Here is a 22,785-nt window from a genome sequence, read left to right as displayed (position 1 = left end):
GGCCCGGGGATCACCGTCGGCGGCTCAGCCGCCCGACTTGCCGCCCTTCTCGGACGCCTTCGCGGCCCGGTCCAGCGCGGCCTTGAGCTTCTTCTGGGCCTCGCCGTAAGCGCCCCAGTCGCCCGCCACGCGCGCCTTCTCGCCTTCCTCATAGGCCTTCTGTGCGTCGGACAGGGCCTGCTGCACCGTCTGGTTCGACGGCGGCTGCTGGCCGGTGTCACCGCCGCCCGGCGGCTTCTCCGTGCCCGAACTGGGCGCCTTCTTCCCGAAGACCACGTCCAGCGCGTCCTTCAGGGAGTCCTCCAGGACCGGCTTGTTGTCGCCGTAGCTCACCAACACCTTCTTCAGCAGGGGGTAGTTGGTGTTGGCACCGCGCAGGTACACCGGTTCGACGTAGAGCAGTCCGCCGTCCAGTGGCACGGTCAGCAGATTGCCGTACTCGATCTCCGAATCGCCGAACTTCTTGAGGATGTTGAGCTCATTGGCGATGACCGGATCGGAGTTGAACTTCGACTGCACCAGCTGCGGACCGGGTACCGGCGTCTGCGCGGGCAGTTTCAGCAACCTGATCTTGCCGTAGTCGCTGCTTTTCGCATTGGCGTCGACGGCCATGAAGGCGCCGAGGTTGTCCTTCTTGTTCGGCGTGAAGGTCGTCGTCAGCGAGAAGGTCTGGTCCTTCTGGTCCGGCATCTTCATGCTCAGGTAGTACGGCGGTACCGCGTTGCCCGACTTGGTCGTCGGGTCGCTGGGGATCTGCCAGCGCTCGGAGCCGGTGTAGAAGGTCCCCGGGTCCGTGACGTGGTACGTGGTCAGCAGCTGGCGCTGCACCTTGAAGAGGTCCTGCGGGTAGCGCAGGTGCTCCTTGAGCGACGGGCTGATGGCGCTCTTCTTCTCGACCGTGTCGGGGAAGGCGTTCATCCAGGTCTTGAGGACCGGGTCCTTCTCGTCCCACTGGTAGAGCTTGACCGAGCCGTCGTAGGCGTCGACCGTCGCCTTGACGGAGTTGCGGATGTAGTTGACCTGGTTCTGCTGGGCCACCACCGCCCGCTGCCCGTCGGTGAGCGAGTCGGCCGTGGTGTCCCCGAGCGTGGTGCGCGAGGCGTACGGATAGCCGTTGCTCGTGGTGTAGGCGTCCACGATCCACTTGATCCGGCCGTCGATGACCGCCGGATAGGCGTCGCCGTCGATGGTCAGCCAGGGGGCGACGGACTCGACGCGCTCCTTGGGCGTGCGGTTGTACAGGATCCGCGAGCCGTCGCCGATCGCGCCGGAGTAGAGGATCTGCGGCTCGCCGAACGCCACCGCGTACGCGGCGCGGTTGATCGGGTTGGCGAGGTTGACCCCGCTGTCGCCCCGGTAGCTGTAGCTCTTCTCACCGCTGTCGTCGGAGTAGTCCAGCTCCTTCTGCGGACCGCCGACGATGGAGTACTGCGTGGTCTTCTCGCCGTAGTACACCCGCTGCTCGTGCTTGGGCAGCTGCCCCTTGGAGGGCAGATCCGACTCGGTGTACTTCGGACCGCCGCCGTCGGCGGCCTCGGTGCCCTTCGCGGCGACCGCGCCGTAGCCGTGGGTGTACTTGAAGTGGTCGTTGATCCAGTTGCGCTCGGGGATGCCGGCGATGTTCAGCTCGCGCAGACCGATGACGGTGTCCTGGTCGGCGCCGTCCTGGTCCTTGTACCGGTCGACGTCGAGCGTGGACGGGAACTGGTAGTACGCCCGCACCTGCTGCTGTTGCTGGAAGGCCGGCGAGACCACGTTCGGGTCCAGCAGTCGCATGCTGGCGGTGGTGTCGGCGTCGTCCCGCAGCCGCTGGCTGTCCTCCTTGCCGGTGGGCTTGTAGTTGCCCTTGTACGGCGTGACCTCGGCGTCCTGGATGTCGTACGCGTCCCGGGTCGCCTTGATGTTCTGCTTGATGTACGGCGCTTCCTTGGCCTGCTCGTTCGGCTGGACCTGGAACTTCTGCACGATGGCCGGATACAGCCCGCCGATCAGGACCGCCGAGAGCACCATCAGGCCGAAGCCGATCACCGGCAGCTGCCACGTACGCCGCCAGAGCGTCGCGAAGAACAGCACCGCGCAGATCGCCGCGATGAAGAACAGGATGGTCTTCGCCGGCAGGTAGGCGTTGGCGTCCACATAGCGCATACCCGCCCAGTTCTCGGCCGACTTCAGGCCGCTGGACTTCACCGCGAGCCCGTACCGGTCGAGCCAGTACGCGATCGCCTTGAGCGAGACGAAGAGGCCCAGCAGCACCGACAGATGGCCGGTGGCCGCGGCCGTCGCCCGCGAACCGGGGCTGGTCAGCCGCAGTCCGCCGTAGAGGTAGTGCGTCAGCGCGGCGGCCACCAGGCACAGCACCGCGCAGGCGAAGCCGAAGCTCAGCAGAAAGCGGTACCAGGGCAGGTCGAACGCGTAGAAGGAGACGTCCATGCCGAACTGCGGGTCGGTCTTGCCGAACGGGACGCCGTTGACCCACTGGAGCCAGGTGCGCCACTCACCGGAGGCGGAGGCGCCGGCGATCAGGCCGACCACCGCCGTGATGGCGATCAGCGCCCACTTCTTGAAGGGCGCGATGCTCATCCGATAGCGGTCCAGGCTCTGCTGCTCCATGGACATCGCGCTCAGCGGCGGCCGCAGGCGGTGCGCCAGCCAGATGTTGAAGCCGACGGCCACGGCCATCAGGACACCGAAGACGACGAAGAGACCGATCTTGGTCGTCAGGGTGGTGGTGAAGACCGAGGAGTACTTGACCGAGCGATACCACAGCCAATCGGTCCAAAACCCCGCAAACATCACGAAGAGCATGGCCAACACGGCCAGCACACCCAATGTCATGAGCAGGGTCCGGATCCGCCGCGATGGTCGGCCGACTCTGATCCGTGGCCCTGTCGGGCCTCCGCCGCGGTCCGGCATCTGGAAAGCCAAGGTGCGCACCTCGAAGTTCGCTGTCGTGTGGAGCAGGCCCGGCGATAGTAGGACCCACTGATGCAACTTACGAAGGCTTTACTCGGTTCCCGATTTCGGGGGTGGACAAGGCACGATGTTGAGCATGACCAACCTCCCCGTTGACGGCACCCCCCTCGCCGCCGACCCGCTGACCCGCGCGGTGCTCGAAATCGATGAGTACAGCGCCGGGCTCGGCTGGGATCAGCCCGCCCGACTGTTCGCCCTCGTCGACACCGCCAAGCTGCGCGCGCAGGAGCCCTCGCTCGCCGCCCAGCTCGGTATCGACGACTCCACCACCGCTTCCCTGACCCCCGTGGAACAGGACGAGATCCCGGCCGGCGTGCCGCTCGACGAGTTCCTCGGCACCATCGCCTGGCCGGACGCCGTCACCGGCTGCGCGCTGACCGTGGAGCGGCTGATGCTGCCGCCGTCCGCCGAGGACTCCGAGCCCGAGGGCATGGACGAGGCACAGCTCGCCAAGTGGGTCGCCAAGCACCCGGACCGCCAGGAGGTCCGTATGACGGTGGCCGTGCTGCGCGACGGCTCCCGCGAATCGGCGCTGCGCCTGCGGGAGAAGGACTCCACCGCCGAGGTCCTCACCGGCTCGGCGCTCGTACCGGGCCTCGCCGACGCGCTCGCCGCGACCTTCGAGGCCTGACACACGACGGCGCCTACCGGCCCCTGGGGCGTCCTCCCTGAGGAAGGCTTCCCTGAGGAGGCTTCCTAGGACCGGCCTGCCGGGCTGCAGCTCGGCAGGCCGGCGAGGTCGCCCTTGCGGATCTTCTCCAGCGCCTTGACGGCGTCGCCTATCGTGTCGACCTTGACCAGGCGGAGCCCGCGCGGGGTGTCCTTGGCGGCGGTGGCGCAGTTGTCCTTCGGCGTCAGGAAGAACTCCGCGCCCTTGTCGCGCGCACCGACCGTCTTCATCGAAATGCCGCCGATCGGGCCGACCTTGCCCTTGTCGTCGATCGTGCCCGTACCGGCCACGAACCTGCCGCCCGTCATGTTCCCGGGCGTGAGCTTGTCGACGATGCCGAGCGCGAACATCAGCCCGGCGCTCGGACCGCCGACGTCGGCCAGCTTGATGTCGATGGGGAACGGGAAGATGTGGTCCACGCCGGCCTGGATGCCCACGATGGCCCGGCCGTCGTCCGCCTTCTCGGTCGTGATCGAGATCTGCTCCGCGCCGCCCGCGGGCTTCTCGCCCCGCTTCTCGGTCGCGGCCGCCTCCTTGGCGGGGATGACCGTGAAGACGACCTTCTCGCCGGGCTTGTGCTTGGTGACGAGCTTGGCGACGTCGCCCGCCTGCTTGACCTCCGTGCCGTCCACCGCCTTGATCACGTCGCCCGCGTGCAGCCGCCCGTCGGCCGGCTTGTCCTTGACGACGGAGCCGACGACGGTCTGCGTGCCGACCGGCACGTGCAGCTGCTTGAGGGCGGCGACCTTGGCGCTCTCCTGGGACTGGCTGAACTCCTCGGCGTTCTCCTGATCGGCCTGCTCGGCCGTCTGCCCCTCGGGGTAGAGCGTCTTGTGCGGCACCACGGCGCTGTCGTGGTCGAGCCAGCCGTAGAGCGCCTCGAAGAGGTTCATGGTGTAGTCGGGGCCGGTGACCCGGACCGTGGTCATGTTCAGGTGACCGGTCGTCGGGTAGGTCTTGCGCTCGGAGATCTGCAGCACCGGCTCGCCGTCATGATCGCCGAGGGTGTTCACCGTCGGCCCCGGAGACATCTCCGCGTACGGCACGGGGAACAGCACCCCTGCGCAGAGCAGCGCGATCAGCATCAGGAACGAGGCGAGCAGCGTCGCGGTGCGGCGTGGCATGGAACGACAGTACGGGACGGGTATGACAACCGGCCCGCGGGGCCGTCCGTCCGGGGTCGAACACCCGCCCGCACGCGGACGCGGCCCGGCACCCGCCGCTTGCTACTGCATACGGCTGACGAAGTTCAGACCGAGTCGGAGGCGGCCGGAGCCGGCTCGGAAGCGGAATGCTCTCTTTCCATCGCGTCGCGGAACCGGGCGTAGCCCGCGAGTTCCGCCACATCGCCGGATTTGCGGTGACGCAGGGCCCAGCTGCTCCACACTGCGGCGATCAGCCCGGCACCAACCGGAATCAACAACCACAGGAGCGCACCCATCAGCGACCTCCCAACCCCTTGTACGACCGCAATCGACGAATAAGCAGATTAACCATCTGCCAGGTCAACGCTCACGCCAGGGGGCGGGTTACGCAACCGGAACGCGCGACACCGGTTCGGCCCCGCGTTCGAGCACCGTCGCCTCGGAACCAAGGGCCGCCGCCCCCGTACTTATGAGGCTCCTACCCACTCCTCGGTTCCATCCACGAACATCTGGTGCTTCCAGATCGGGACCTCGTGCTTGAGGTCGTCGATCAGCTTGCGGCAGGCCTCGAACGCCTCGCCCCGGTGGGGGCAGGACACCGCGGCGACCACAGCCAGGTCGCCGATGCGCAGATCGCCCACGCGGTGGACGGCGGCCAGTGCCCGCACGGGGTACGCGGCGACGACCTTCTCCGCGATCTTGCGCATCTCCGCCACGGCGGTCGGGTGGGCGGAGTACCCCAGGCGATCGACGTCGGCGCCGTTGTCGTGCGAGCGGACCGTGCCGACGAACAGGGCCGTGCCGCCGGCGGCCGCGTCCCCCACGGCCGTGAACACCTCGTCCAGCGACAGCGCGGTGTCGCGGATCTCCAGGAGCCGGATCGGGTCCGCCGAGGCCTGCTCACCAGGGTGGTCGCGGCCGGGCGTCGAAGGGGAGGGCGTGCCAGACATACCTCCATCGTGCCGTACCGCGAAGGCACGGGGGAATGGCGGTTTCCACCGGTCGTCCCGGCAGCCGTATGGAGACTCCTCCAGGCCGGCGGGCCCGGTGCCGCTCAGATGCGCCGGCGGGCCTTGCGGGCCCGCCGCACCAGCGCGGCGGTTCCCAGGAGGGCGACGGTGGCACCGGCGGCACCCGCGGCGGTGGCGTCCTTGCGGCCCAGCCGGCGGCCGGCGACGGTGTGGCGTCCGGCGACCTCCTCCAGAAGCTCGGCGAGCACCTCCTCGTTCGTCCACCGGGGCCGCCAGCCCGCGTCGTGCAGCCGGCTGCCGCTGACCACCCAGGGGTGCATCGTGTAGGCGAGGTCCCCCGCGGGCGACGGCGTCAGGCCGATGCGGTGCAGCCGGGCGGCGGCCCCCAGGGCCACCGAGGACGGCAGCTCCATCCGCCGGATGCCGGACAGCTCCTCGACCTCCTCCTGTTCCAGCCAGCCGTCGCAGCCCACCGCCAGCTCGCCGTCGACCTTCTCCAGGGCCGCGTACTCCAGGGCGCTGACCAGGTCCTCGACATGGCAGAACTGCCAGGCGGGACGGGATCCGGCGACGACCAGGAGACGGGGGGACTCGAAGTAGCGGGTCAGCGCGGTGTCGGTGCCGCCCACCAGGACGGCGGGGCGCAGCACGGTGACGTTCAGGCCCGGGTGCGCGCGGGGCGCGCGGCGCGCCAGGTGCTCGATCTCCAGGAGGTCGCCGACGCCGGTGGCGTCCGCGGTGGCCCGCAGCTCGGCGTCCTCCGCCAGGGGAACATCGTTGTCGGGCAGCGCCCCGTAGACCATGGCGGAGGTGCACAGCACCACCCGGTGGACGCCGGCGGCCGCGGCGGCGGTGAGCACGGTCTGGGTGCCGCGCACGTTGTAGGCGGTGCGCGCCGTGTCGTCGGTCCCCAGGTCGAGGTCGAGCGCCAGGTGGACCACGACGTCCGCGCCGCGCAGCTTGTCGGCGATCGCGGGGTCGCGCACGTCCAGGACGTGCCAGTGCGCCTCGGCGACGTCGCCGCGCCGCTCGTCGATGGCCACCACCTGCTTGACCTCGTCGGAGTCGACCAGGGCGCGGGTGAGCTGCGCGCCGACTCCGGACGCGGCTCCGGTGACGGCGACGACGGGCCGGCGCAGCGGCCGGTCGGGGGCGCCGCCCGCGGTGTCGCCTGCCTTCTCGGTCTGGGCCGCAGCGTTTCGCGCTGCGCGAACGGTCGGATCTGGGGAACTCACCGGGCGTCTCCAGCGGTTGTCTTCAGTGCGGACGCGTCATGACGCGTTCGCACCAGGTGGCTCCATCCTGCCGCAGCCACCGGGACAGCGAAGCACCGAGCCCCGAAGCGGTCCGGGTGTCTACGCTGGAGGTGATGTCGGGCAGCCGCCGTCGGCCACCTGGTCGGCGGCCCTACGAGCCGAGGAAACCCGTGAGTGACACCCCATTTGGATTCGGCCTTCCGCCGGAGGAGCCGGAGGACGGCGACAACGGCAAGAAGAAGGGCGGCCAGGGAGGTAGCCAGGGCCCCGCGGACCCGTTCGGGTTCGGCGGCGGGAGCGGCGGCGCGGACAATCCGTTCGCGGCGCTCTTCGGCGGCATGGGCGGCCCTGGTGGCGAAATGAACCCTGGCGATCTGGGAGCCGCCTTCCAGAAGCTCGGCCAGATGCTCTCGTACGAGGGCGGCCCGGTGAACTGGGACATGGCCAAGGACATCGCGCGGCAGACCGTCGCGCAGGGCGCCGAGGACGGCAGCAAGGACGCGAGCCTGTCGCCGGGCGAGCGCGTGGCCGTGGAGGAGGCCGTGCGGCTGGCGGATCTGTGGCTGGACGGTGTGACGTCGCTGCCGTCGGGCTCCGGCTCGGTGGTGGCCTGGAGCCGCGCGGAGTGGGTCGAGGAGACCCTGCCGGTGTGGAAGGACCTGGTCAACCCGCTCGCCGAGCGCGTCGGGTCGGCCATGGGCGATGTGCTGCCCGGGGAGATGCAGGCCATGGCGGGCCCGCTGCTCGGGATGATGCGCTCCATGGGCGGCGCGATGTTCGGCACCCAGATCGGCCAGGCGCTGGGCGTCCTGGCCGGCGAGGTCGTCGGATCGACGGACATCGGGCTGCCGCTGGGACCGGCCGGCAAGGCCGCGCTGCTCCCGGGGAACATCGCCGCGTTCGGCGAGGGCCTGGGTGTGCCGGCGGAGGAGGTGCGTCTGTACCTGGCCCTGCGCGAGGCCGCCCACCAGCGGCTCTTCGCCCATGTGCCGTGGCTGCGCTCGCATCTGTTCGGTGCCGTCGAGGGCTATGCGCGCGGCATCAAGGTCGACACGACCAAGCTGGAGGACGTGGTCGGCCAGATCGACCCGCAGCATCCGGAGGAGCTGCAGAACGCACTGCAGCAGGGCATGTTCCAGCCCGAGGACACCCCGGAGCAGAAGGCCGCGCTGGCCCGGCTGGAGACCGCGCTGGCGCTCGTCGAGGGCTGGGTGGACGCGGTGGTGCACGCCGCCGCCAAGCCGCATCTGCCCTCGGCGGACAAGCTGCGGGAGACGCTGCGGCGGCGCCGGGCGAGCGGCGGCCCCGCCGAGCAGACGTTCTCGACCCTGATCGGTCTCCAGCTGCGTCCGCGGCGGCTGCGGGACGCCTCGCGGCTGTGGGCGTCGCTCACGGACGCGCGGGGCCTGGACGGCCGCGACGGCCTGTGGGAGCACCCGGACATGCTGCCGACGGCGGCCGATCTGGACGATCCGGACGGGTTTGTGCACCACGAGCAGCCGGACTTCTCCGAGCTCGACAAGATGCTCGGCGAGGCCGCGAGCGGCGGCCGGCCGGATCTGGGCAAGCCCTCCCAGGAGGGCGACGGCCCCGATGCGGTGCCGGGCGAGAGCAAGGGTGACGACGGCAAGTGAGTCTGCACGCGGATGCGGCGCGGGTGCTCAAGGAGTGGCCCGCGCCGTCGCCCGATCAGGAGCGGCTGCGGCTGGCGTATCTGGATCACCTCGCCGCCTATCAGGACGGCATGTGGAAGCCCTGCAAGGACGGGCACCTCACGGCGAGCGCGCTGGTGATCGACCCGGCCGGCGGCCGGGTGCTGCTCACCCTGCACCGCAAGCTGGAGATGTGGCTGCAGATGGGCGGCCACTGCGAGCCGGAGGACGCCTCGCTGGCGGACGCGGCGCTGCGTGAGGCGCGCGAGGAGTCGGGCATCGCCCAGGGGCTGACACTGCTGCCCGGAGGCCCGGTGCGGCTGGATCGCCATCACACGCCCTGCGCGGTGCATCTGGACGTCCAGTACGCGGCGCTGGCGCCCGAGGGCGCGGTGGCGGCGATCAGCGACGAGTCGCTGGATCTGCGCTGGTTCGCCTACGACGAGGTGCCCGGCGTCGCCGATACGTCGGTGGCGCGCCTGGTGGAGCGCGCCCGCGCGCTGCTGTAGACGACGGCGACCGCATCCGGCGCCCACCCGCTGCGAGGCGGGCGGGCGCCGGACGGGCGTCGGCGGCGGGTCAGTTGGTGAAGATGTTGCCCTGGTTCTGCCCCCGGGCGCCCTGCTGGCCCATGCCGAACTGGGCCGCCATACCGGAGCCGATGACGGCGTTCTGCGGCGGCAGCAGCTCGCTGGGCTGGACCAGCGCATAGCCCTGGCCCAGGAAGCTCAGCTCCCAGCCCTCGCCGGTGTTGCCGCGTCGCCGCCACACGCCGGAGGAGTGGGTCTGCGCCTGCATCTGCACCCGCAGCGAGGCGGACCAGGCGACCACCGCGTCGGCGTCGGCGTTGACGTACTTGTCCGGCGTGACCTGCAGCATCAACGGCTCGCCCGAGGTCATCAGGGCGACCTTGCCCTGCCCGGAGATGTTGAGCTGGTACTTGCCGGTGCCGGAGATGCCGTACTGGCTGTCGACGGAGACGGCCTCCCAGTGGAGGCCGGAGTCCAGCGCCAGGACGTAGCTGCTGTCGACGGTCAGACCGTCGTGGTCGACATCGACGACATGCACGTACTGGGCGAGGTTGGCCAGATAGACCGTGCCCTGCCCGGAGACGCGCATCAGGTCGAGGCCCTCGCCGGAGTAGGCGCGGGTGCGCTGCTGCCCGGGCGTCTGGTACGTGCCGTCGAATTCGAGCAGTCCCTGGTAGGCGACCATCGACCCCTTGCGGGCCAGGACGTCCTCGTGACCCTGGAGGGCGACGCGCAGCAGCTGGTTGTTCTGCAGGGCGTAGCGGTCCTGGGTCTGTGCCTCGGTGAAGGCGAAAAGCGGACTCTGCATGGCGTGTTCGGTCCTCCCCCTCAGCCCCGGGCCCGGAGCCGGTCGGTACTGTCCTCGCTGGGCTGGACGACGACGAACCCCTGGCCGGAGAAGCCGAGTTGGTACGCCTCCCCGCTGCCGCGCCCGATCATCGAGGACGCCTTGAAGCTGCGCTTGCCCTTCATCTTCAGGTGCGTCGACCAGGCGACCAGGGCGTCCGGGTCCACATAGGTCTCGTCCTCGCCGCGGCCGCAGTCGACGACGATGGGCGTGCCCCGGGAGGTCAGCGCGACCCAGCCGGTGCCGGAGATCCCGACGTTGAAGAGTCCCTGGCCGGCGAACTTCGCCATGCCCTTGACGCGCTGTACGCCCCACTGGAGGTGCGCGTCGAAGGCGAGGAGGTTGGTTCCGTTGACGGAGAGCGAGTCGCCGTTGAGGTTGATGCAGACCACGTCGGCGCCGTAGTCGGCCAGGTAGAGCAGGCCGTCTCCGGAGCACTTCATCAGGGGGGCGCCCTCGCCGGTGAGCCACTGGGAGGCCATCTGGCGGACGGCGGGCGGGTTCGGCTCGTACTGGACGAAGCCTTCGTAGGCGACCATCGAGCCGGTGCGTGCGAAGACGTCCTGGCCGCTCTGCATGGCGATCTTCACCATGGCGCTGCCGTGGTTCTCCATGCGGGCGGCGGGCGGGGTCGGGACGTAGCCCGACAGCTGCTGTTGGTTCATGACGACGGGCTCCCTCAGACCTCGTAGGGCTGGACGACGATGAAGTTGCCGGGCGCACCGCGGAACTGGAGGTTCACGGTCTCCCCGGAGTGGCCCGGATAGGCGTGCCGGCGCAGGCTCACCTGGCTGGAGATGATCACCTGCGAGGCGGCGGACCAGGCCACGATGGCGTTGGAGTCGGCGAAGGTGGTCGGCGTGACCGGCAGCACGACCGGGGTGCCCTGGGTCTTGACGACGAGGGTGCCGGTCCCCTGGAACTGCATGGTGAACAGGGCGCCACCGGGGATGCCGTGGCCCTCGATCCGGCGGACCTCGTGCTGCAGCGACTCGTCGAAGGCGAGGACGGACTCGGCCGACACGCAGATGGCGTCGCCCTGCAGCTCGATGGGGTGCACATGGGCGCCGTTCTCCGCGAAGAAGACCTGGCCCTGGCCGGTGCAGCGCATCAGCTGCATCTCCTGGCCGGTGGCGTTGCCGACGATCCGGCCGCGGAAGCCGGCGCCCTTGTAGCCGAAGTCGACCTTGCCCTGGTAGAGCACCATGCTGCCCTGGCGGGCGAGCACCGGCTGGCCGTCGACACCGAGGTCGACGCGGATCAGCCTGCTGTTCTGCGGTGCCCAGCGCTGGCCCGTGGGGGCCTCCTTGTACTTCTCCAGTACGACGCCGAGGCCGGGGCCACCGCCCTGGGGGACCGCGGCCTGGCCGCCGGGGTAGGGGGCGACCGGAGGCTGCTGACCCGGCTGGCCGTACGGGGCGGGCTGGCCCGGGAACTGGCCGGGCTGGCCGTAGGAGGGCGCCTGCGGGGCCTGCTGGCCGGGGAAGCCGCCGGGCGCGGGCTGCGGCTGGCCGTACGGGTCCTGACCGGGCGTCGGGTGGCCGTAGGGGGCACTCGGTTGCTGTCCGGGTGGCGCCACCGGGCCGGGTGGCGGGGCGAGCGGCGCGGCGATGGTGGGCGCGCTGTGCACCTGCGGGGCGGCGGGCGGCGGGGCCTGCGGCGCGGGGGCCTGCGGTGGTGCCGCCGTGGGCGCTGCCTGTGGGGCGCCCTGCGGCGGACCGAACTCCGGCGCGGGCTGCGGCGGTACGGGCGCGGCGGCGGGCGCGGCGAAGGAGGGGGCGGGGGCGGCCGGCCCGGACGGCGGCGCGAAGCCGGGCGCGCCCTGCGCCGGGGCGGGCGGCTCGGGCTGCGCCTCGGCCTCCTCGGCGACCTCGCCGCCGAAGTTCTTCAGCAGCGCCTCCAGACCGCCGTCGAAGCCCTGGCCGACCGCGGCGAACCGCCAGACGTCCTTGAGGTAGAAGTCGCCGAGCATGACGGCGCGTTCCGTGCTGAACTCGCTGCCCGTGAAGGAGTAACGGGCGACCTCTTCACCGCCGGCCACGATCCGGATGTAGCCGGGGCCGATCTGCGAGACCTGGCCCGCGCCGTCGAGCGCGGCGGTGAAGGAGAGCTTCTGGATGTGCGGCGGGATCTTGTCGAGGGTGACCCGGAAGGACTCGCTGTCGCCGGCCTGCGCGCCGAGCAGCTGGATCGACTCCTCGGGCGACTTGGGCTGGTTGAAGAAGATGAAGTACCGGTCGTCGGAGAGCCGCTCGTCGGCGTCCAGACCGAAACAGCTGATGTCGAAGGTCAGGCCGGGTCCGGCGATCTGCACGCCGACGTACAGATCCGTTCCCGCCGTCAGATCACCGATCTTGGCCTTGTGGCCCCGCTGGAATTCCCTGGCCATACGTAACGACCGTCCCCCGCTCCCGCTGTGAGTTCGTCTGCGTCGCCAGGCTAACCGCTGGCACCGACACCGAGCGATGCCGGGGCGCACCGGAAATTTCCGCGACCGCCGCTATTCGGTGCGGGCGGCGGGCAGATGGGGCAGCCGGTCGGCCGCGACCACTCCTTCGAGGTAGCCGCGGGCCCGCTCCGTACGGGGGTAGGACTCCAGCAGGCGCCAGAACCGGGGGCCGTGGCCGGGGACGAGCAGATGGGCGAGCTCGTGCAGCAGGACGTAGTCGATGACGTACTCCGGCATGCCCTGGAGGCGGTGCGAGAGGCGGATGCTGCCCTCGGCCGGGGTACAGGATCCCCAGCGGGTGTTCTGATTGGTGACCCAGCGCACCGACGCGGGCCGGGCCCGGCCGTCGAGGAACTGCTCCGACAGTCGCTCGGCGCGTTCGGCCAGCTCGCCGTCGCCGAGCATGCGCTTGCTCTCCTGGGCGGCGAGCTTGTCGAGCATGACGGTCACCCAGCGCTGCTCCTCGGCCTCGGACATACGGGCCGGAATCAGGACAACCGTGCGATCTCCCTCGCGGTACGCGGAGACCGTTCTGCGCCGCCGCGAGCTGCGGCGCACCTCGACCGCGCTCGTACCCGACCCGCGGGCCTTCGGGTTCGGGTCAGCCCTGCGCGATGTGTCAGCGGCGCGGCGCAGGGGTGTCTCCCCAGAGCCGTGAACGGGAGGGTCGGCGGGCACGCGCCCGACGTTACCCGCTGGCCCTGCGGGAAGTCCCGCCCCGCGAACGGTTCGCCGCTGAACCACTCCATGCGCGGACGCTTGTATGACTAACACCTCCCCTGCCTGTGGATAACTTCGGCCCCGATCCGCGCAGGGCGCATGCTGAAGGCCGGACGACGAAGGACGGGGGCGGATGGCATGCATCCGATGCTCAAGCCCGCGCTACGGCGCGGATGGCGGGACAGGGAAACGGTCCGGTTCGGGGTGGCGCCGGCCCATGCGATGGTGGTCGGTCCGCTCGACACCGCGACCGGCAGCTTCCTGTCACTGATCGACGGCACCCGCACCATGCGGCAACTGATCGAGGAGGCCGCGTTACTGGACCTGCCGCCCGAGCACGCGCGAGGGGTGGTGGAGCGGCTCGGCGCCGCCGGATTGCTGGAGGCACCCACCGCGGGCGGCCCGGCGGCCGGCGCCGTACGGGCCGACCACCCGGCCTTCGAACAGCTCCGGCCCGACCTGGCCTCCCTCTCGGTGCAGCACCGGGAACCGGCCGGCGCGCTGGGCCGGATGGGGGCGCGCCGGGCGGTCCGCGCCCGGGTCAAGGGAGCGGGACGGGTGGGCGCGGCGATCGCGGCGCTGCTCTCGGCCTCCGGGATCGGCCGGGTGGAGGTGTTCGACGGCGGCAAGGTCACGCCCTGGGACGTGTCGCCCGGCGGGCTGCCGGCCGAGCGGATCGGTGAGCAACGCAAGGAGGCCGCCGAGCGGATGGTCCAGCAGTCCTCCCCCTGGAGCCGCCGGCCCCGGCCGAGGGTCCCGGTCAACGAATCCGGTGAGCCCGGGCTGTCCCTGGTGGTGCTCGCCCCGCGTGACGGACTCGGCGCGTACGCCCCCGACCCGGTGCTGTCCGAGCCGCTGCTCACCGCCGGAATCCCGCATCTCTACGCGGGCGTGATCGAGGGCACGGGTGTGGTGGGTCCGTTGGTGCTGCCCGGTGGTTCCGCCTGCGCCGGCTGCGACGAGCTGCGCCGCACGGACGCGGAGCCGGCCTGGCCGCGGCTGCTCGCGCAGTGGCGGTCGGGGCGCGCGTCGCCCGCGGTGCCGGCCTGCGACGCGGCGCTGGCGTCCGCGGTCGCGGGACTGGCCGCCGTCCAGGCGCTGACGTTCCTCGACGGTGAACTCCCGCCGTGCACAGGGGCGCGGATGGAGCTCCCGCTGCCGTGTGCGAGCGTGCGCACGGTGCGGATCGAGGCGCATCCGGAGTGCGGATGCGGCGCCGCCGCTTCGCTGACTGCGGCGGGCACCTCGGATCCTCGGCCATGACACGCCACAATGACGGAGTAACCCCGGTTGGGGGACAGTGTGAGTTGGAGGGGCGCATGTCTGATCTTCCCCGCAAGGCGGTCACCCGCACCGCCAAGCTGGCCGCGCTGCCACTGGGGTTCGCCGGCCGTGCCACCTGGGGCCTGGGCAAGCGGATCGGCGGCAGATCCGCCGAGATCGTCGGCCGTGAGCTCCAACAGCGCACCGCGGAACAGCTCTTCAAGGTGCTCGGCGAGCTCAAGGGCGGCGCGATGAAGTTCGGGCAGGCGCTGTCCGTCTTCGAGTCGGCGCTGCCGGAGGAGATCGCCGGTCCTTACCGTGCCGCCCTGACGAAGCTTCAGGAGGCCGCGCCGCCGATGCCGACGAGCACGGTGCACTCCGTCCTCGCGGAGCGGCTCGGCGAGGACTGGCGGGAGCTGTTCGAGGAGTTCGAGGACAAGCCGGCCGCGGCGGCCTCGATCGGGCAGGTGCACCGGGCGGTCTGGCACGACGGCCGCGAGGTGGCGGTCAAGGTGCAGTATCCGGGGGCGGGCCAGGCGCTGCTGTCGGATCTGGCGCAGCTGAGCCGCTTCGCCCGGCTGCTGGGGCCGCTGATCCCCGGTATGGACATCAAGCCGCTGATCACCGAGCTGCGCGACCGGGTCTCGGAGGAGCTGGACTACTCCCTGGAGGCGCAGGCCCAGCGGACGCACGCCGAGGAGTTCGCCGGCGATCCGGACGTGGTGGTGCCGGCCGTGGTGCACCAGTGCGACCAGGTGCTGGTGACGGAGTGGATGGACGGGGTGCCGCTGTCCGAGGTGATCTCGCACGGCACCGACGAGCAGCGGGACCGGGCCGGTCAGCTCCTGGCCCGCTTCCTGTTCTCCGGCCCGGCCCGCACCGGCCTGCTGCACGCCGACCCGCACCCGGGCAACTTCCGGCTGCTGGCCGGGGACTTCCCGGACGGGCCCGCGGAGCAGTGGCGGCTGGGCGTGCTGGACTTCGGCACCGTCGACCGGCTGCCCGACGGGCTGCCGCCGACGATCGGCGCCTCACTGCGGATGACGCTGGACGGCGAGGCGGACGCGGTCTACCAGCAGCTGTGCCAGGAGGGCTTCGTCAAGGAGTCCATCGAGCTGGATCCGGACGCGGTGCTGGAGTATCTGCTGCCGATCATCGAGCCCGCTCAGGCGGACGAGTTCACCTTCACCCGGAGCTGGATGCGCCAGCAGGCGGCCCGGGTCGGCGATCCCCGCTCCCCCGCACACCAGTTGGGCAAGCAGCTCAATCTGCCGCCCGCGTATCTGCTGATCCACCGAGTGACCCTGAGCACGATCGGGGTGCTGTGCCAGCTGGGCGCGACGGTACGGCTGCGCGACGAGCTGGAGGCGTGGATGCCCGGTTTCGTGCCGGAGGAGGAGCCGCCGGCCCCGGACGTCACCGAGGAGGCCGTCGAGGAGACCACGGCCTGAGCCCGGCGGCGGGTCTCACCACCAGCTCGAATCCAGGCGCCCCTCGATCGCCCGGATGTGCTCCCGCGCGCACTTGTCACAGAAGTAACGGCGCTCGCCGTTCTCCACGGAGCAGGTCCAGGTCGGCGGAGCGCCCTCGGCGACCGCGCCACAGCCGGCGCACACCATGTGCCCGTCGGCCAACTCCGCCTGTTCATGCGTCTTCCGGTCCACCATCCGACGATATCCCCGCTAACCCCGCGAAGCCGGATACAACGCACCGCGGGGCCCGCCCTGTCGGGCGGGCCCCGCGGTGGAGGACGGTGTCAGAGCACCGTCTTACTGCATCACGGCCATGGCCAGCGCACGGCGGGCCCGGAGCGACGCGCGCTCGGCCCGACGCTGCATGCGCCGCGCGGCGGCGAGCCGATGAGCCCTGCGTTCGGACTCGGCTTCCCGCAGCCTTTCATGCATATGCGCACGTGCCAGGGCTTCTGGGATGAGTTGCATGGCGAGGTTCCTGTTCTGACGCGACTCGATCACGTCGGCGTTCACGGGGACGGGGGTGTCGGTGAAGGTGGGGTTCATCGTGGGGTCCTGCTTCTTGGGATCCCGTGTGACGGGACGGTCGATCGTTCCTGTTCCGATGGTGTTCATGCCGCGACCGGGTTCTTGCGCGGACGGCCACGCGGACGCTTCCGGGGCACCACGACGCCCTGGACGAAGAGTTCGCCGCCCCAGACGCCCCACGGCTCACGGCGGTCCTTGGCACCGGCGAGGCAGGCCTCACGGACCGGACAGGTCTGGCAGAGCGTCTTGGCGTACTCCACGTCGGCCGGGGACTCGGCGAAGAAGACCTCGGGGTCGTAGGTGCGGCACGGAACGGCAGCGCCGAGGCGGTCGATCTCGTCGTCGAGCTCGGTGAGGGGCAGCAAGGGGTTCTCCTGGAGGTCGGGCGGAGGGATCAGGTCGGTGGCTACGGACGGGGTGTGCGTCTGCAGTTGCACGGTGTGTGTTCCTCGTCTGTTTTGGCCCGGTGGTGGCGGGCGCAATGGGCAAACAAAAGGGCCGCGGATCCCGGTGTGGGTTCCGCGGCCCTGGAAGGTGCCGACCTGATCTGCCGATCAGGCTGGATCTCTCCAGGGTTCGAGGCCGCGGTAGGCCCACATTTCATGCTGCTTCTGGTACTGCTTCCGGGATTCGGCACCATTGGCCGCCGCGAAGGCGAAGGCATTCGCCTCAGCCGCCACTGCTACTGCCGCAGGTGCCTCGGTCGGTCGCGCGGTGCGCTCACTGCGCGTCAGCACAGCGAGGGACTCGGGGCGCGCGACCGCGGTACCGGACAGGCGGCCGAAGCCGGACAGACCGGTGCCACGGAGCGAGGAGCCGAGCGTGCAGGTGGCGACGACCGAGAGATCGGTCATTTTGTTGGTCTGAATGAAGCTGATCACTGGGCTCGCCTCCTCTCGGCGTCTCGGTGGAACGGGAGATCCCGTTCCAGGGTGTTCAAGTACAGCACGGATCCATCGGATCTCGGAAAGTTTCCGTTGTCTCCGTTGCTCCCGAAGGCTATGGGGATGCGCTCCGCGTGCGCAAACTATTTTTCCGACGAGTTTTCCGCGGGGCCTTCGGACGGGTCTCCCAAGGCTCCTACGAGCTCCTCGCCGGCACAGATAGCCAGCACATCGCTGCCGTAGCGGTCGAACTTGCGCCGCCCCACTCCTGAGATGACCGCAAGCTCCGATTCGGTTCCCGGAACGGCCTCCGCGATCGCCATCAGGGTCTTGTCGGTGAAGACGCAGTAGGCGGGCTGCCGGGAACGCGCGGCCTGCTCGGCCCGCCACTCGCACAGCCGCTCGTACAGCGCCTCGTCGAGTTCCGAGGGGCAGTCCTCACACCGCATCAGCTTCATCTCGCCGGCGTCCGTCAGCGTTCTGTTGCAGACCCTGCAGCGGGCCGGGCGGCGGTGGGCGGGGCGCCTGGCCACCGCCGCCGCCCCGTCGCCGCGCTCGACGCCGCCCGTGGCCGCGCCCGGCCTCAGGCGCCCCGCGACCGCCCCGGAACCGGGGCGCAGGCCCCGCAGGAAGCGGCTGGCGCTGCGCGAGGCCCGTCCGCCGGGAGAGCGCGCCAGCGACCAGGACAGCCCCAGGTGCAGACGGGCGCGGGTCACGCCGACGTACAGCAGCCGGCGCTCCTCCTCGATCTGCTCGTCGGTCCTGGCGTAGGTGATCGGCATCATGCCGTCGGTGAGGCCCACCAGGAACACGGCGTCCCACTCCAGGCCCTTGGCGGCGTGCAGCGAGGCGAGCGTCACACCCTCCACCGTCGGGGCGTGCTGAGCGCCGGCCCGCTCGTCCAGCTCGGCGACCAGGTCGGCGAGCGAGGCTCCGGGCCGGGCCCTGGCGAAGTCCTCGGCGAGCCGTACGAGGGCCGCCAGGGACTCCCAGCGGTCCCGCGCCGCCCCCGAGCCGGCCGGCGGCTCACCGGTCCAGCCCATGTCGCTGAGCACCGCCCGCACCTCGGACGGCAGATCCACCGCGCCGTCCAGGAGCGTGTCGTTGGCCCCGAAGCGGGCGGCACCGCGCAGCTTGATGCCGGCCTCGCGCACCTCGGGCCGCTCGAAGAACCGCTCCGCGCCCCGCAGCTGATACGGCACTCCGGCATCGGCCAGCGCCTGCTCGTAGACCTCGGACTGGGCGTTGACGCGGAAGAGCACCGCTATCTCGCTGGCCGGCACGCCGGAGGCGATCAGGTCCCGGATGCGGCGGGCGGTGCCCTCCGCCTCGGCGGGCTCGTCGGCGTACTCCGTGTACATCGGCTCGGGTCCGGCCGCGCGCTGCGAGACCAGCTCCAGGCGGTGCTCGGCGGCGCGCCCCTTGGCCTGGGAGAGCAGGCCGTTGGCGAGGTGCACGACCTGCGGGCTGGAGCGGTAGTCGCGGACGAGCTTGACGACCGTGGCGTTCGGGTGGCGGGTGCGGAAGTCGAGGAGGTGGTCGGGGGTGGCGCCGGTGAAGCTGTAGATCGTCTGGCTGGCGTCGCCGACCACGCAGAGGCTGTCGCGGTCCCCCAGCCACAGCTCCAGCAGCCGCTGCTGGAGCGGGCTGACGTCCTGGTACTCGTCGACGACGAAGTGCTGGTACTGGGCGCGGACCTGTTCGGCGATGTCGTGCCGGTCCTGCAGCACGCCGACGGTGAGCAGCAGCACATCCTCGAAGTCGATGGCGCCCCGGTCGCGCTTGAGCTGCTCGTAGGTGCCGTAGATCTGCCCGATCTCGGCCGGGTCGCGCGGGGCCTCGCGGGCGGCCTTGGCGACCGCGGCCGGGTAGTCGGCCGGCACGGTCTGGGTGACCTTGGACCATTCGATCTCGGCGGTGACATCGCGCAGCTCGTTGCGGTCGAGCCGGACGCGGCAGCGGGCGGCGGCCTCGGACACGAGCTGGACCTTGCGCTCCAGCAGCCGCGGGACCTCGCCGCCGACCGCCTTCGGCCAGAAGAACTGCAGCTGCCGCAGGGCCGCGGAGTGGAACGTACGGGCCTGGACCCCGCCGGCGCCGAGCTGGCGCAGCCGGCCGCGCATCTCGCCGGCCGCGCGGGCCGTGAACGTGACGGCGAGCACACTCGCCGGCTGCAGGATCCCGGCCCGCACGCCGTACGCGATCCGGTGGGTGATCGCCCGCGTCTTGCCCGTGCCGGCGCCGGCCAGCACACACACCGGACCGTGCAGAGCCGTCGCGACCTCGCGCTGCTCGGGGTCGAGCCCGTCGAGCACCCCGTCGGCCGAATCCGGCACCGGCGGGAAGAGAGAGGAGTCCGTTGCTGCTGTCACCCCGCCATGCTGCCAGGTCCGCTGAGGCGCCCGGGACGGCTGTCCACAGCCGCAGGGGTGCGGTCGTACCCGACGCGGCCGCTGTGGACGGCCGCCGACGCGCGCCGGCGGCATGCCGGAGACTGGGTGCGTCGGCGGTTCCGCGAGGCCGGGAATTGCCGGGGCCCGATGTGCGTTGTGCTGCTTGGCCGCGCCGAGTGGGCGGTATGGATCACGACTGACAAAGGAGCGCGGGGCGCATGGCGGGCACTGTGACGATGTACAGCACGACCTGGTGCGGCTACTGCCGTCGGCTGAAGGGCCAGATGGACCGTGAGGGAATCGCGTACACCGAGATCAACATCGAGCAGGACCCGGAGTCCGCGGCGTTCGTGGAGAAGGCCAACGGCGGCAACCAGACGGTGCCGACCGTGCTCTTCGCCGATGGTTCGACGCTGACCAACCCGTCCCTGGCGCAGGTCAAGCAGAAGGTGGGCGCGGCCTGAGAGCCGGCCGCGGTGCGTCCGGACACACCGCGTGGAGAACCGGGCACACAAGCCCATAGGTGTGAGTTCGCGCACAGGGCCGTCGGCCGGTCCCGGTGAGGGAACCGGCCGGCGGCCTTTGCTCACGGCTTCGGCAGCGGCTTGCCGTACCAGAGCTCGATCAGGCGGGCGGCGATGGAGATGCCGTACGGCGGGAGGACCTCGCCGGATTCGAAGGCGGCCCGCAGGTCCTCGCGGGAGAACCAGCGAGCCTCCTCGATCTCCTCGCCGTCGACCTGGATCTCGCAGGACGTGGCGCGGGCCATGAAGCCCAGCATCAGGCTGGAGGGGAAGGGCCAGGGCTGGCTGGCGACGTATTCGACGTCGCCGATGACCACGCCCGCCTCCTCGAAGACCTCGCGGGCCACGGACTGCTCGATGGACTCGCCCGGCTCGACGAAGCCCGCGAGGGTGGAGAAGCGCCCTTCGGGCCAGTGGACCTGGCGCCCCAGGAGCGCGCGGTCCTCCTCGTCGGTCACCAGCATGATCACGGCCGGGTCGGTGCGCGGGTAGTGCTCGGCGCCGCAGGCCGGGCAGCGGCGGATGTGGCCCGCGGCCGCGATGACGGTGCGCTCCCCGCAGCGGGAGCAGAAGCGGTGCAGACGCTGCCAGTTCTCCAGGGCGACGGCGTGGACGAGCAGGCCGGCGTCCCGCGGGGACAGCAGCAGCCCGGCCTCGCGCAGGCCCGCCGGGCGCGCGGACTGGTCCATGCGGCCGGGCAGCGCGTCCTTCTGGAGGGCGAAGTAGCTGACCCCGTCGTCGTCGGTGCCGAGGTAGTAGCGGTGCGCCTCGGTCAGCGGCGCCTCGAAGGACGGCGTCATGATCAGTTCGGTGCGGCCGTCGGGGGTGTCGTCGATCAGCGCCTGGCCTCCGGATACCACGAAGACGCGGGTCGTCGGGTGGCTCCAGGCCGCCGCCAGCCAGGCCTCGTCCAGTCGGTGGTGGGCGGAGCGATCGATTCCGCTCGGCGCGCTGAAGGTGAGCGGCCGGTCGGTGGTGTGGTCGGTCCAGGTGGTCACTGCTGTTTCCAACTCCCCCTGTGGCGTGGGTGATTGCTGCGTACGGTCGCGAAGCGGTGCGGCGGTGGGGGTACCTCCCGTGCCCTCAAGGCTACGGGGCGAGCGCGGTCAAGCCGTGCGCCAGTTCTCCGCCAGGTCCCCCCACAGGTGGGCGGCGGTCTCGACGCCCTTCATCAGCAGGTCGAGCTCGACCTTCTCGTTCGGCGCGTGCCAGCCGTCGGAGGGGACGGAGATGCCCAGGAAGAGGACCGGGACACCCAGGACGTCCTGGAGGTCGGCGGCCGGTCCGGAGCCGCCCTCACGGGTGAAGCGGATCTTCTGTTCGAAGGCGCGTCCCATGGCGCGGACCACGGACTGGAGCGCGGGGTGGTCGAGCGGGGTGAGGCAGGGGCGGGTGGCGCCCCAGAAGGTGATCTCGTGGCGGATGCCGGCCGGGAGCCGGTCGGCGACCCAGTCGCGTACGGACTGCTGGACGGCGGCGGCGTCCTGGCCCGCGACCAGCCGGAAGGAGAGCTTCAGCTGGGCGGAGGACGGGACGATGGTCTTGCCGCCGGGGCCCTGATAGCCGCCGCCGATGCCGTTGACCTCGGCGGTGGGGCGGGCCCAGATGCGCTCCAGGGTCGTGCTGCCGGCCTCGCCGAGCGCGGCGTGGGAGTGCGCGGTGCGCAGCCACTGCGCCTCGTCGAAGGGCAGCTCGGCGAAGAGCTCGCGCTCGCGGTCGGTGAGCTCGATCACGCCGTCGTAGAAGCCGGGAACGGCGACGCGGCGGTCGTCGTCGTGCAGGGCGGCGGCCAGCCGGGCGGCCTCGGTGGCGGGGTTGGGCACGGCGCCGCCGAACGAACCGGAGTGGATGTCCTGGTCCGGGCCGTAGAGATCGATCTGGCAGTCCGTCAGCCCGCGCATGCCGGTGCAGACCGTGGGGGTGTCCCTGGACCACATGCCGGTGTCGGAGACGATCACCGCGTCGCAGGCGAGGCGGTCGGCGTGCTTGTCGATCAGGGCCGGGAAGTTCGGGGAGCCGGACTCCTCCTCGCCCTCGATGAGCAGCTTGAGGTTGACGGCGGGGGCGGTACGGCCGGTCGCGGCCAGGTGCGCGCGCACGCCCAGGGTGTGGAAGAACACCTGCCCCTTGTCGTCGGCGGCGCCGCGGGCGTAGAGCTTGCCGTCGACGGTCTGCGGTTCGAAGGGGTCGGTGTGCCAGCCGTCCTCGCGGGCGGCGGGCTGGACGTCGTGGTGGCCGTAGACGAGCACGGTCGGCGCGGCGGGGTCCCCGGAGGGCCACTCGGCGAAGACCGCGGGCAGGCCGTCGGTCTCCCAGATCTCGGTGGTCGGGAAGCCGGTGTCGGTGAGCTTCGCGGCGAGCCATTCGGCGCTGCGGCGCACATCGCCGGCCCGCTCCGGGTCGGCGGACACCGAGGGGATGCGCAGCCAGTCCGCGAGGTCGTCGAGGAAGGCTTCGCGGTGGCCGGTGATGTACGCGCGGACGGCGTTGTCCGGGGTTGTGCTCATA

General features: G+C 71.1%; 22 protein-coding genes. 6 read left to right on the top strand and 16 right to left on the bottom strand.

Translation table 11 applies throughout. From position 1 onward, the window contains the following. Positions 1 to 24: 24 nt before the first annotated feature. Positions 25 to 2,913 (bottom strand): UPF0182 family protein, encoded by a 2,889-nt coding sequence (locus ACFWZH_RS31945; protein ID WP_384439179.1) that lies wholly within the window; start codon positions 2,911 to 2,913, stop codon positions 25 to 27. Positions 2,914 to 3,049: 136 nt separating this feature from the next. Here ACFWZH_RS31945 and ACFWZH_RS31940 point away from each other — a divergent pair, with 136 nt between their 5' ends. Further along, positions 3,050 to 3,604 carry a PPA1309 family protein gene (locus tag ACFWZH_RS31940; protein WP_384439170.1) on the top strand — a complete coding sequence of 185 codons (555 nt, stop codon included), beginning with the start codon at positions 3,050 to 3,052 and terminating at the stop codon, positions 3,602 to 3,604. 65 nt (positions 3,605 to 3,669) lie between these two features. Here the strand turns inward: ACFWZH_RS31940 and ACFWZH_RS31935 are convergent, their stop codons facing one another. The 4 genes from ACFWZH_RS31935 to ACFWZH_RS31920 form a co-directional block, all read right to left on the bottom strand. Then, a complete protein-coding gene (locus ACFWZH_RS31935) occupies positions 3,670 to 4,767 on the bottom strand; it encodes a PDZ domain-containing protein (protein ID WP_384439168.1) in 1,098 nt (365 codons plus the stop codon). Between the two features lie 125 nt (positions 4,768 to 4,892). After that, positions 4,893 to 5,084: a hypothetical protein gene (locus ACFWZH_RS31930; protein ID WP_384439165.1), complete on the bottom strand. Its 192-nt coding sequence runs from the start codon at positions 5,082 to 5,084 to the stop codon at positions 4,893 to 4,895. 171 nt (positions 5,085 to 5,255) lie between these two features. Next, positions 5,256 to 5,738 carry a molybdenum cofactor biosynthesis protein MoaE gene (locus ACFWZH_RS31925; protein ID WP_384439162.1) on the bottom strand — a complete coding sequence of 161 codons (483 nt, stop codon included), beginning with the start codon at positions 5,736 to 5,738 and terminating at the stop codon, positions 5,256 to 5,258. A 104-nt stretch (positions 5,739 to 5,842) separates the two neighbouring features. Continuing rightward, on the bottom strand, positions 5,843 to 6,994 hold the full coding sequence (locus ACFWZH_RS31920) for an SDR family oxidoreductase (RefSeq protein ID WP_384439159.1): 1,152 nt from the start codon (positions 6,992 to 6,994) through the stop codon (positions 5,843 to 5,845). A 191-nt stretch (positions 6,995 to 7,185) separates the two neighbouring features. Between ACFWZH_RS31920 and ACFWZH_RS31915 the strand changes: the two genes are divergently transcribed. Together ACFWZH_RS31915 and ACFWZH_RS31910 are read left to right on the top strand one after the other, a co-directional pair. Continuing rightward, positions 7,186 to 8,649: a zinc-dependent metalloprotease gene (locus ACFWZH_RS31915; RefSeq protein ID WP_384439156.1), complete on the top strand. Its 1,464-nt coding sequence runs from the start codon at positions 7,186 to 7,188 to the stop codon at positions 8,647 to 8,649. Continuing rightward, the gene (locus tag ACFWZH_RS31910; protein WP_384439153.1) at positions 8,646 to 9,176 is read left to right on the top strand and encodes an NUDIX hydrolase; all 531 of its coding nucleotides are present in this window, start codon (positions 8,646 to 8,648) and stop codon (positions 9,174 to 9,176) included. Before ACFWZH_RS31915 ends, ACFWZH_RS31910 begins: the two co-directional genes overlap by 4 nt. 70 nt (positions 9,177 to 9,246) lie before the next feature. Here ACFWZH_RS31910 and ACFWZH_RS31905 read toward each other — a convergent pair whose 3' ends face one another. The 4 genes from ACFWZH_RS31905 to ACFWZH_RS31890 form a co-directional block, all read right to left on the bottom strand. After that, the gene (locus tag ACFWZH_RS31905; RefSeq protein WP_384439150.1) at positions 9,247 to 10,005 is read right to left on the bottom strand and encodes an AIM24 family protein; all 759 of its coding nucleotides are present in this window, start codon (positions 10,003 to 10,005) and stop codon (positions 9,247 to 9,249) included. 20 nt (positions 10,006 to 10,025) lie between these two features. Then, complete coding sequence (locus ACFWZH_RS31900; RefSeq protein ID WP_384439147.1) at positions 10,026 to 10,709, bottom strand: AIM24 family protein; 684 nt, start codon at positions 10,707 to 10,709, stop codon at positions 10,026 to 10,028. 14 nt (positions 10,710 to 10,723) lie between these two features. Beyond that, positions 10,724 to 12,433 carry a TerD family protein gene (locus tag ACFWZH_RS31895; RefSeq protein WP_384439144.1) on the bottom strand — a complete coding sequence of 570 codons (1,710 nt, stop codon included), beginning with the start codon at positions 12,431 to 12,433 and terminating at the stop codon, positions 10,724 to 10,726. A 111-nt stretch (positions 12,434 to 12,544) separates the two neighbouring features. Then, positions 12,545 to 13,171: a M48 family metallopeptidase gene (locus ACFWZH_RS31890; RefSeq protein ID WP_384439141.1), complete on the bottom strand. Its 627-nt coding sequence runs from the start codon at positions 13,169 to 13,171 to the stop codon at positions 12,545 to 12,547. Positions 13,172 to 13,360: 189 nt separating this feature from the next. Between ACFWZH_RS31890 and ACFWZH_RS31885 the strand changes: the two genes are divergently transcribed. Next, positions 13,361 to 14,476, top strand: a complete 1,116-nt coding sequence (locus ACFWZH_RS31885) for a ThiF family adenylyltransferase (RefSeq protein WP_384439176.1) — start codon at positions 13,361 to 13,363, stop codon at positions 14,474 to 14,476. A 56-nt stretch (positions 14,477 to 14,532) separates the two neighbouring features. Further along, positions 14,533 to 15,927, top strand: coding sequence for an ABC1 kinase family protein (locus ACFWZH_RS31880; RefSeq protein ID WP_384439138.1), 1,395 nt, complete (start codon positions 14,533 to 14,535; stop codon positions 15,925 to 15,927). A 15-nt stretch (positions 15,928 to 15,942) separates the two neighbouring features. On the opposite strand, the gene ACFWZH_RS31875 is transcribed toward ACFWZH_RS31880, so the two are convergent. The 5 genes from ACFWZH_RS31875 to ACFWZH_RS31855 form a co-directional block, all read right to left on the bottom strand. Continuing rightward, positions 15,943 to 16,143, bottom strand: coding sequence for a hypothetical protein (locus tag ACFWZH_RS31875; protein ID WP_384439135.1), 201 nt, complete (start codon positions 16,141 to 16,143; stop codon positions 15,943 to 15,945). A 102-nt stretch (positions 16,144 to 16,245) separates the two neighbouring features. Continuing rightward, positions 16,246 to 16,563 carry a hypothetical protein gene (locus ACFWZH_RS31870; protein WP_384439132.1) on the bottom strand — a complete coding sequence of 106 codons (318 nt, stop codon included), beginning with the start codon at positions 16,561 to 16,563 and terminating at the stop codon, positions 16,246 to 16,248. Continuing rightward, positions 16,560 to 16,913, bottom strand: a complete 354-nt coding sequence (locus tag ACFWZH_RS31865) for a WhiB family transcriptional regulator (RefSeq protein ID WP_384439129.1) — start codon at positions 16,911 to 16,913, stop codon at positions 16,560 to 16,562. Before ACFWZH_RS31865 ends, ACFWZH_RS31870 begins: the two co-directional genes overlap by 4 nt. A 117-nt stretch (positions 16,914 to 17,030) precedes the next feature. After that, positions 17,031 to 17,357, bottom strand: a complete 327-nt coding sequence (locus ACFWZH_RS31860) for a hypothetical protein (RefSeq protein WP_384439127.1) — start codon at positions 17,355 to 17,357, stop codon at positions 17,031 to 17,033. A gap of 146 nt (positions 17,358 to 17,503) precedes the next feature. Next, positions 17,504 to 19,846, bottom strand: coding sequence for an ATP-dependent DNA helicase UvrD2 (locus ACFWZH_RS31855; RefSeq protein WP_384439124.1), 2,343 nt, complete (start codon positions 19,844 to 19,846; stop codon positions 17,504 to 17,506). 125 nt (positions 19,847 to 19,971) lie between these two features. Here ACFWZH_RS31855 and ACFWZH_RS31850 point away from each other — a divergent pair, with 125 nt between their 5' ends. Beyond that, positions 19,972 to 20,217, top strand: a complete 246-nt coding sequence (locus tag ACFWZH_RS31850; RefSeq protein ID WP_361314866.1) for a mycoredoxin — start codon at positions 19,972 to 19,974, stop codon at positions 20,215 to 20,217. A 122-nt stretch (positions 20,218 to 20,339) separates the two neighbouring features. Here ACFWZH_RS31850 and nudC read toward each other — a convergent pair whose 3' ends face one another. Both nudC and ACFWZH_RS31840 read right to left on the bottom strand, forming a co-directional pair. Further along, on the bottom strand, positions 20,340 to 21,275 hold the full coding sequence (nudC, locus tag ACFWZH_RS31845) for an NAD(+) diphosphatase (protein ID WP_384439120.1): 936 nt from the start codon (positions 21,273 to 21,275) through the stop codon (positions 20,340 to 20,342). A gap of 108 nt (positions 21,276 to 21,383) precedes the next feature. Then, positions 21,384 to 22,784: a dipeptidase gene (locus tag ACFWZH_RS31840; RefSeq protein WP_384439118.1), complete on the bottom strand. Its 1,401-nt coding sequence runs from the start codon at positions 22,782 to 22,784 to the stop codon at positions 21,384 to 21,386. Between the last annotated feature and the right edge of the window lies 1 nt (position 22,785).

Source organism: Streptomyces sp. NPDC059008, assembly GCF_042749045.1.
Taxonomy (GTDB): Bacteria; Actinomycetota; Actinomycetes; order Streptomycetales; family Streptomycetaceae; genus Streptomyces.
The sequence above is the reverse complement of the archived record's forward strand: the minus strand, read 5'-3'. Positions and strand labels throughout refer to the sequence as shown.

Bases quoted from the DNA above. Each gene is read 5' to 3' on its own strand.
- ACFWZH_RS31945 (WP_384439179.1), bottom strand. From the start codon at position 2,913: ATGCCGGACCGCGGCGGAGGCCCGACAGGGCCACGGATCAGAGTCGGC.
- ACFWZH_RS31940 (WP_384439170.1), top strand. From the start codon at position 3,050: ATGACCAACCTCCCCGTTGACGGCACCCCCCTCGCCGCCGACCCGCTG.
- ACFWZH_RS31935 (WP_384439168.1), bottom strand. From the start codon at position 4,767: ATGCCACGCCGCACCGCGACGCTGCTCGCCTCGTTCCTGATGCTGATC.
- ACFWZH_RS31930 (WP_384439165.1), bottom strand. From the start codon at position 5,084: ATGGGTGCGCTCCTGTGGTTGTTGATTCCGGTTGGTGCCGGGCTGATC.
- ACFWZH_RS31925 (WP_384439162.1), bottom strand. From the start codon at position 5,738: ATGTCTGGCACGCCCTCCCCTTCGACGCCCGGCCGCGACCACCCTGGT.
- ACFWZH_RS31905 (WP_384439150.1), bottom strand. From the start codon at position 10,005: ATGCAGAGTCCGCTTTTCGCCTTCACCGAGGCACAGACCCAGGACCGC.
- ACFWZH_RS31900 (WP_384439147.1), bottom strand. From the start codon at position 10,709: ATGAACCAACAGCAGCTGTCGGGCTACGTCCCGACCCCGCCCGCCGCC.
- ACFWZH_RS31895 (WP_384439144.1), bottom strand. From the start codon at position 12,433: ATGGCCAGGGAATTCCAGCGGGGCCACAAGGCCAAGATCGGTGATCTG.
- ACFWZH_RS31885 (WP_384439176.1), top strand. From the start codon at position 13,361: ATGCTCAAGCCCGCGCTACGGCGCGGATGGCGGGACAGGGAAACGGTC.
- ACFWZH_RS31880 (WP_384439138.1), top strand. From the start codon at position 14,533: ATGTCTGATCTTCCCCGCAAGGCGGTCACCCGCACCGCCAAGCTGGCC.
- ACFWZH_RS31875 (WP_384439135.1), bottom strand. From the start codon at position 16,143: ATGGTGGACCGGAAGACGCATGAACAGGCGGAGTTGGCCGACGGGCAC.
- ACFWZH_RS31870 (WP_384439132.1), bottom strand. From the start codon at position 16,563: ATGAACACCATCGGAACAGGAACGATCGACCGTCCCGTCACACGGGAT.
- ACFWZH_RS31855 (WP_384439124.1), bottom strand. From the start codon at position 19,846: ATGCCGCCGGCGCGCGTCGGCGGCCGTCCACAGCGGCCGCGTCGGGTA.
- ACFWZH_RS31850 (WP_361314866.1), top strand. From the start codon at position 19,972: ATGGCGGGCACTGTGACGATGTACAGCACGACCTGGTGCGGCTACTGC.
- ACFWZH_RS31840 (WP_384439118.1), bottom strand. From the start codon at position 22,784: ATGAGCACAACCCCGGACAACGCCGTCCGCGCGTACATCACCGGCCAC.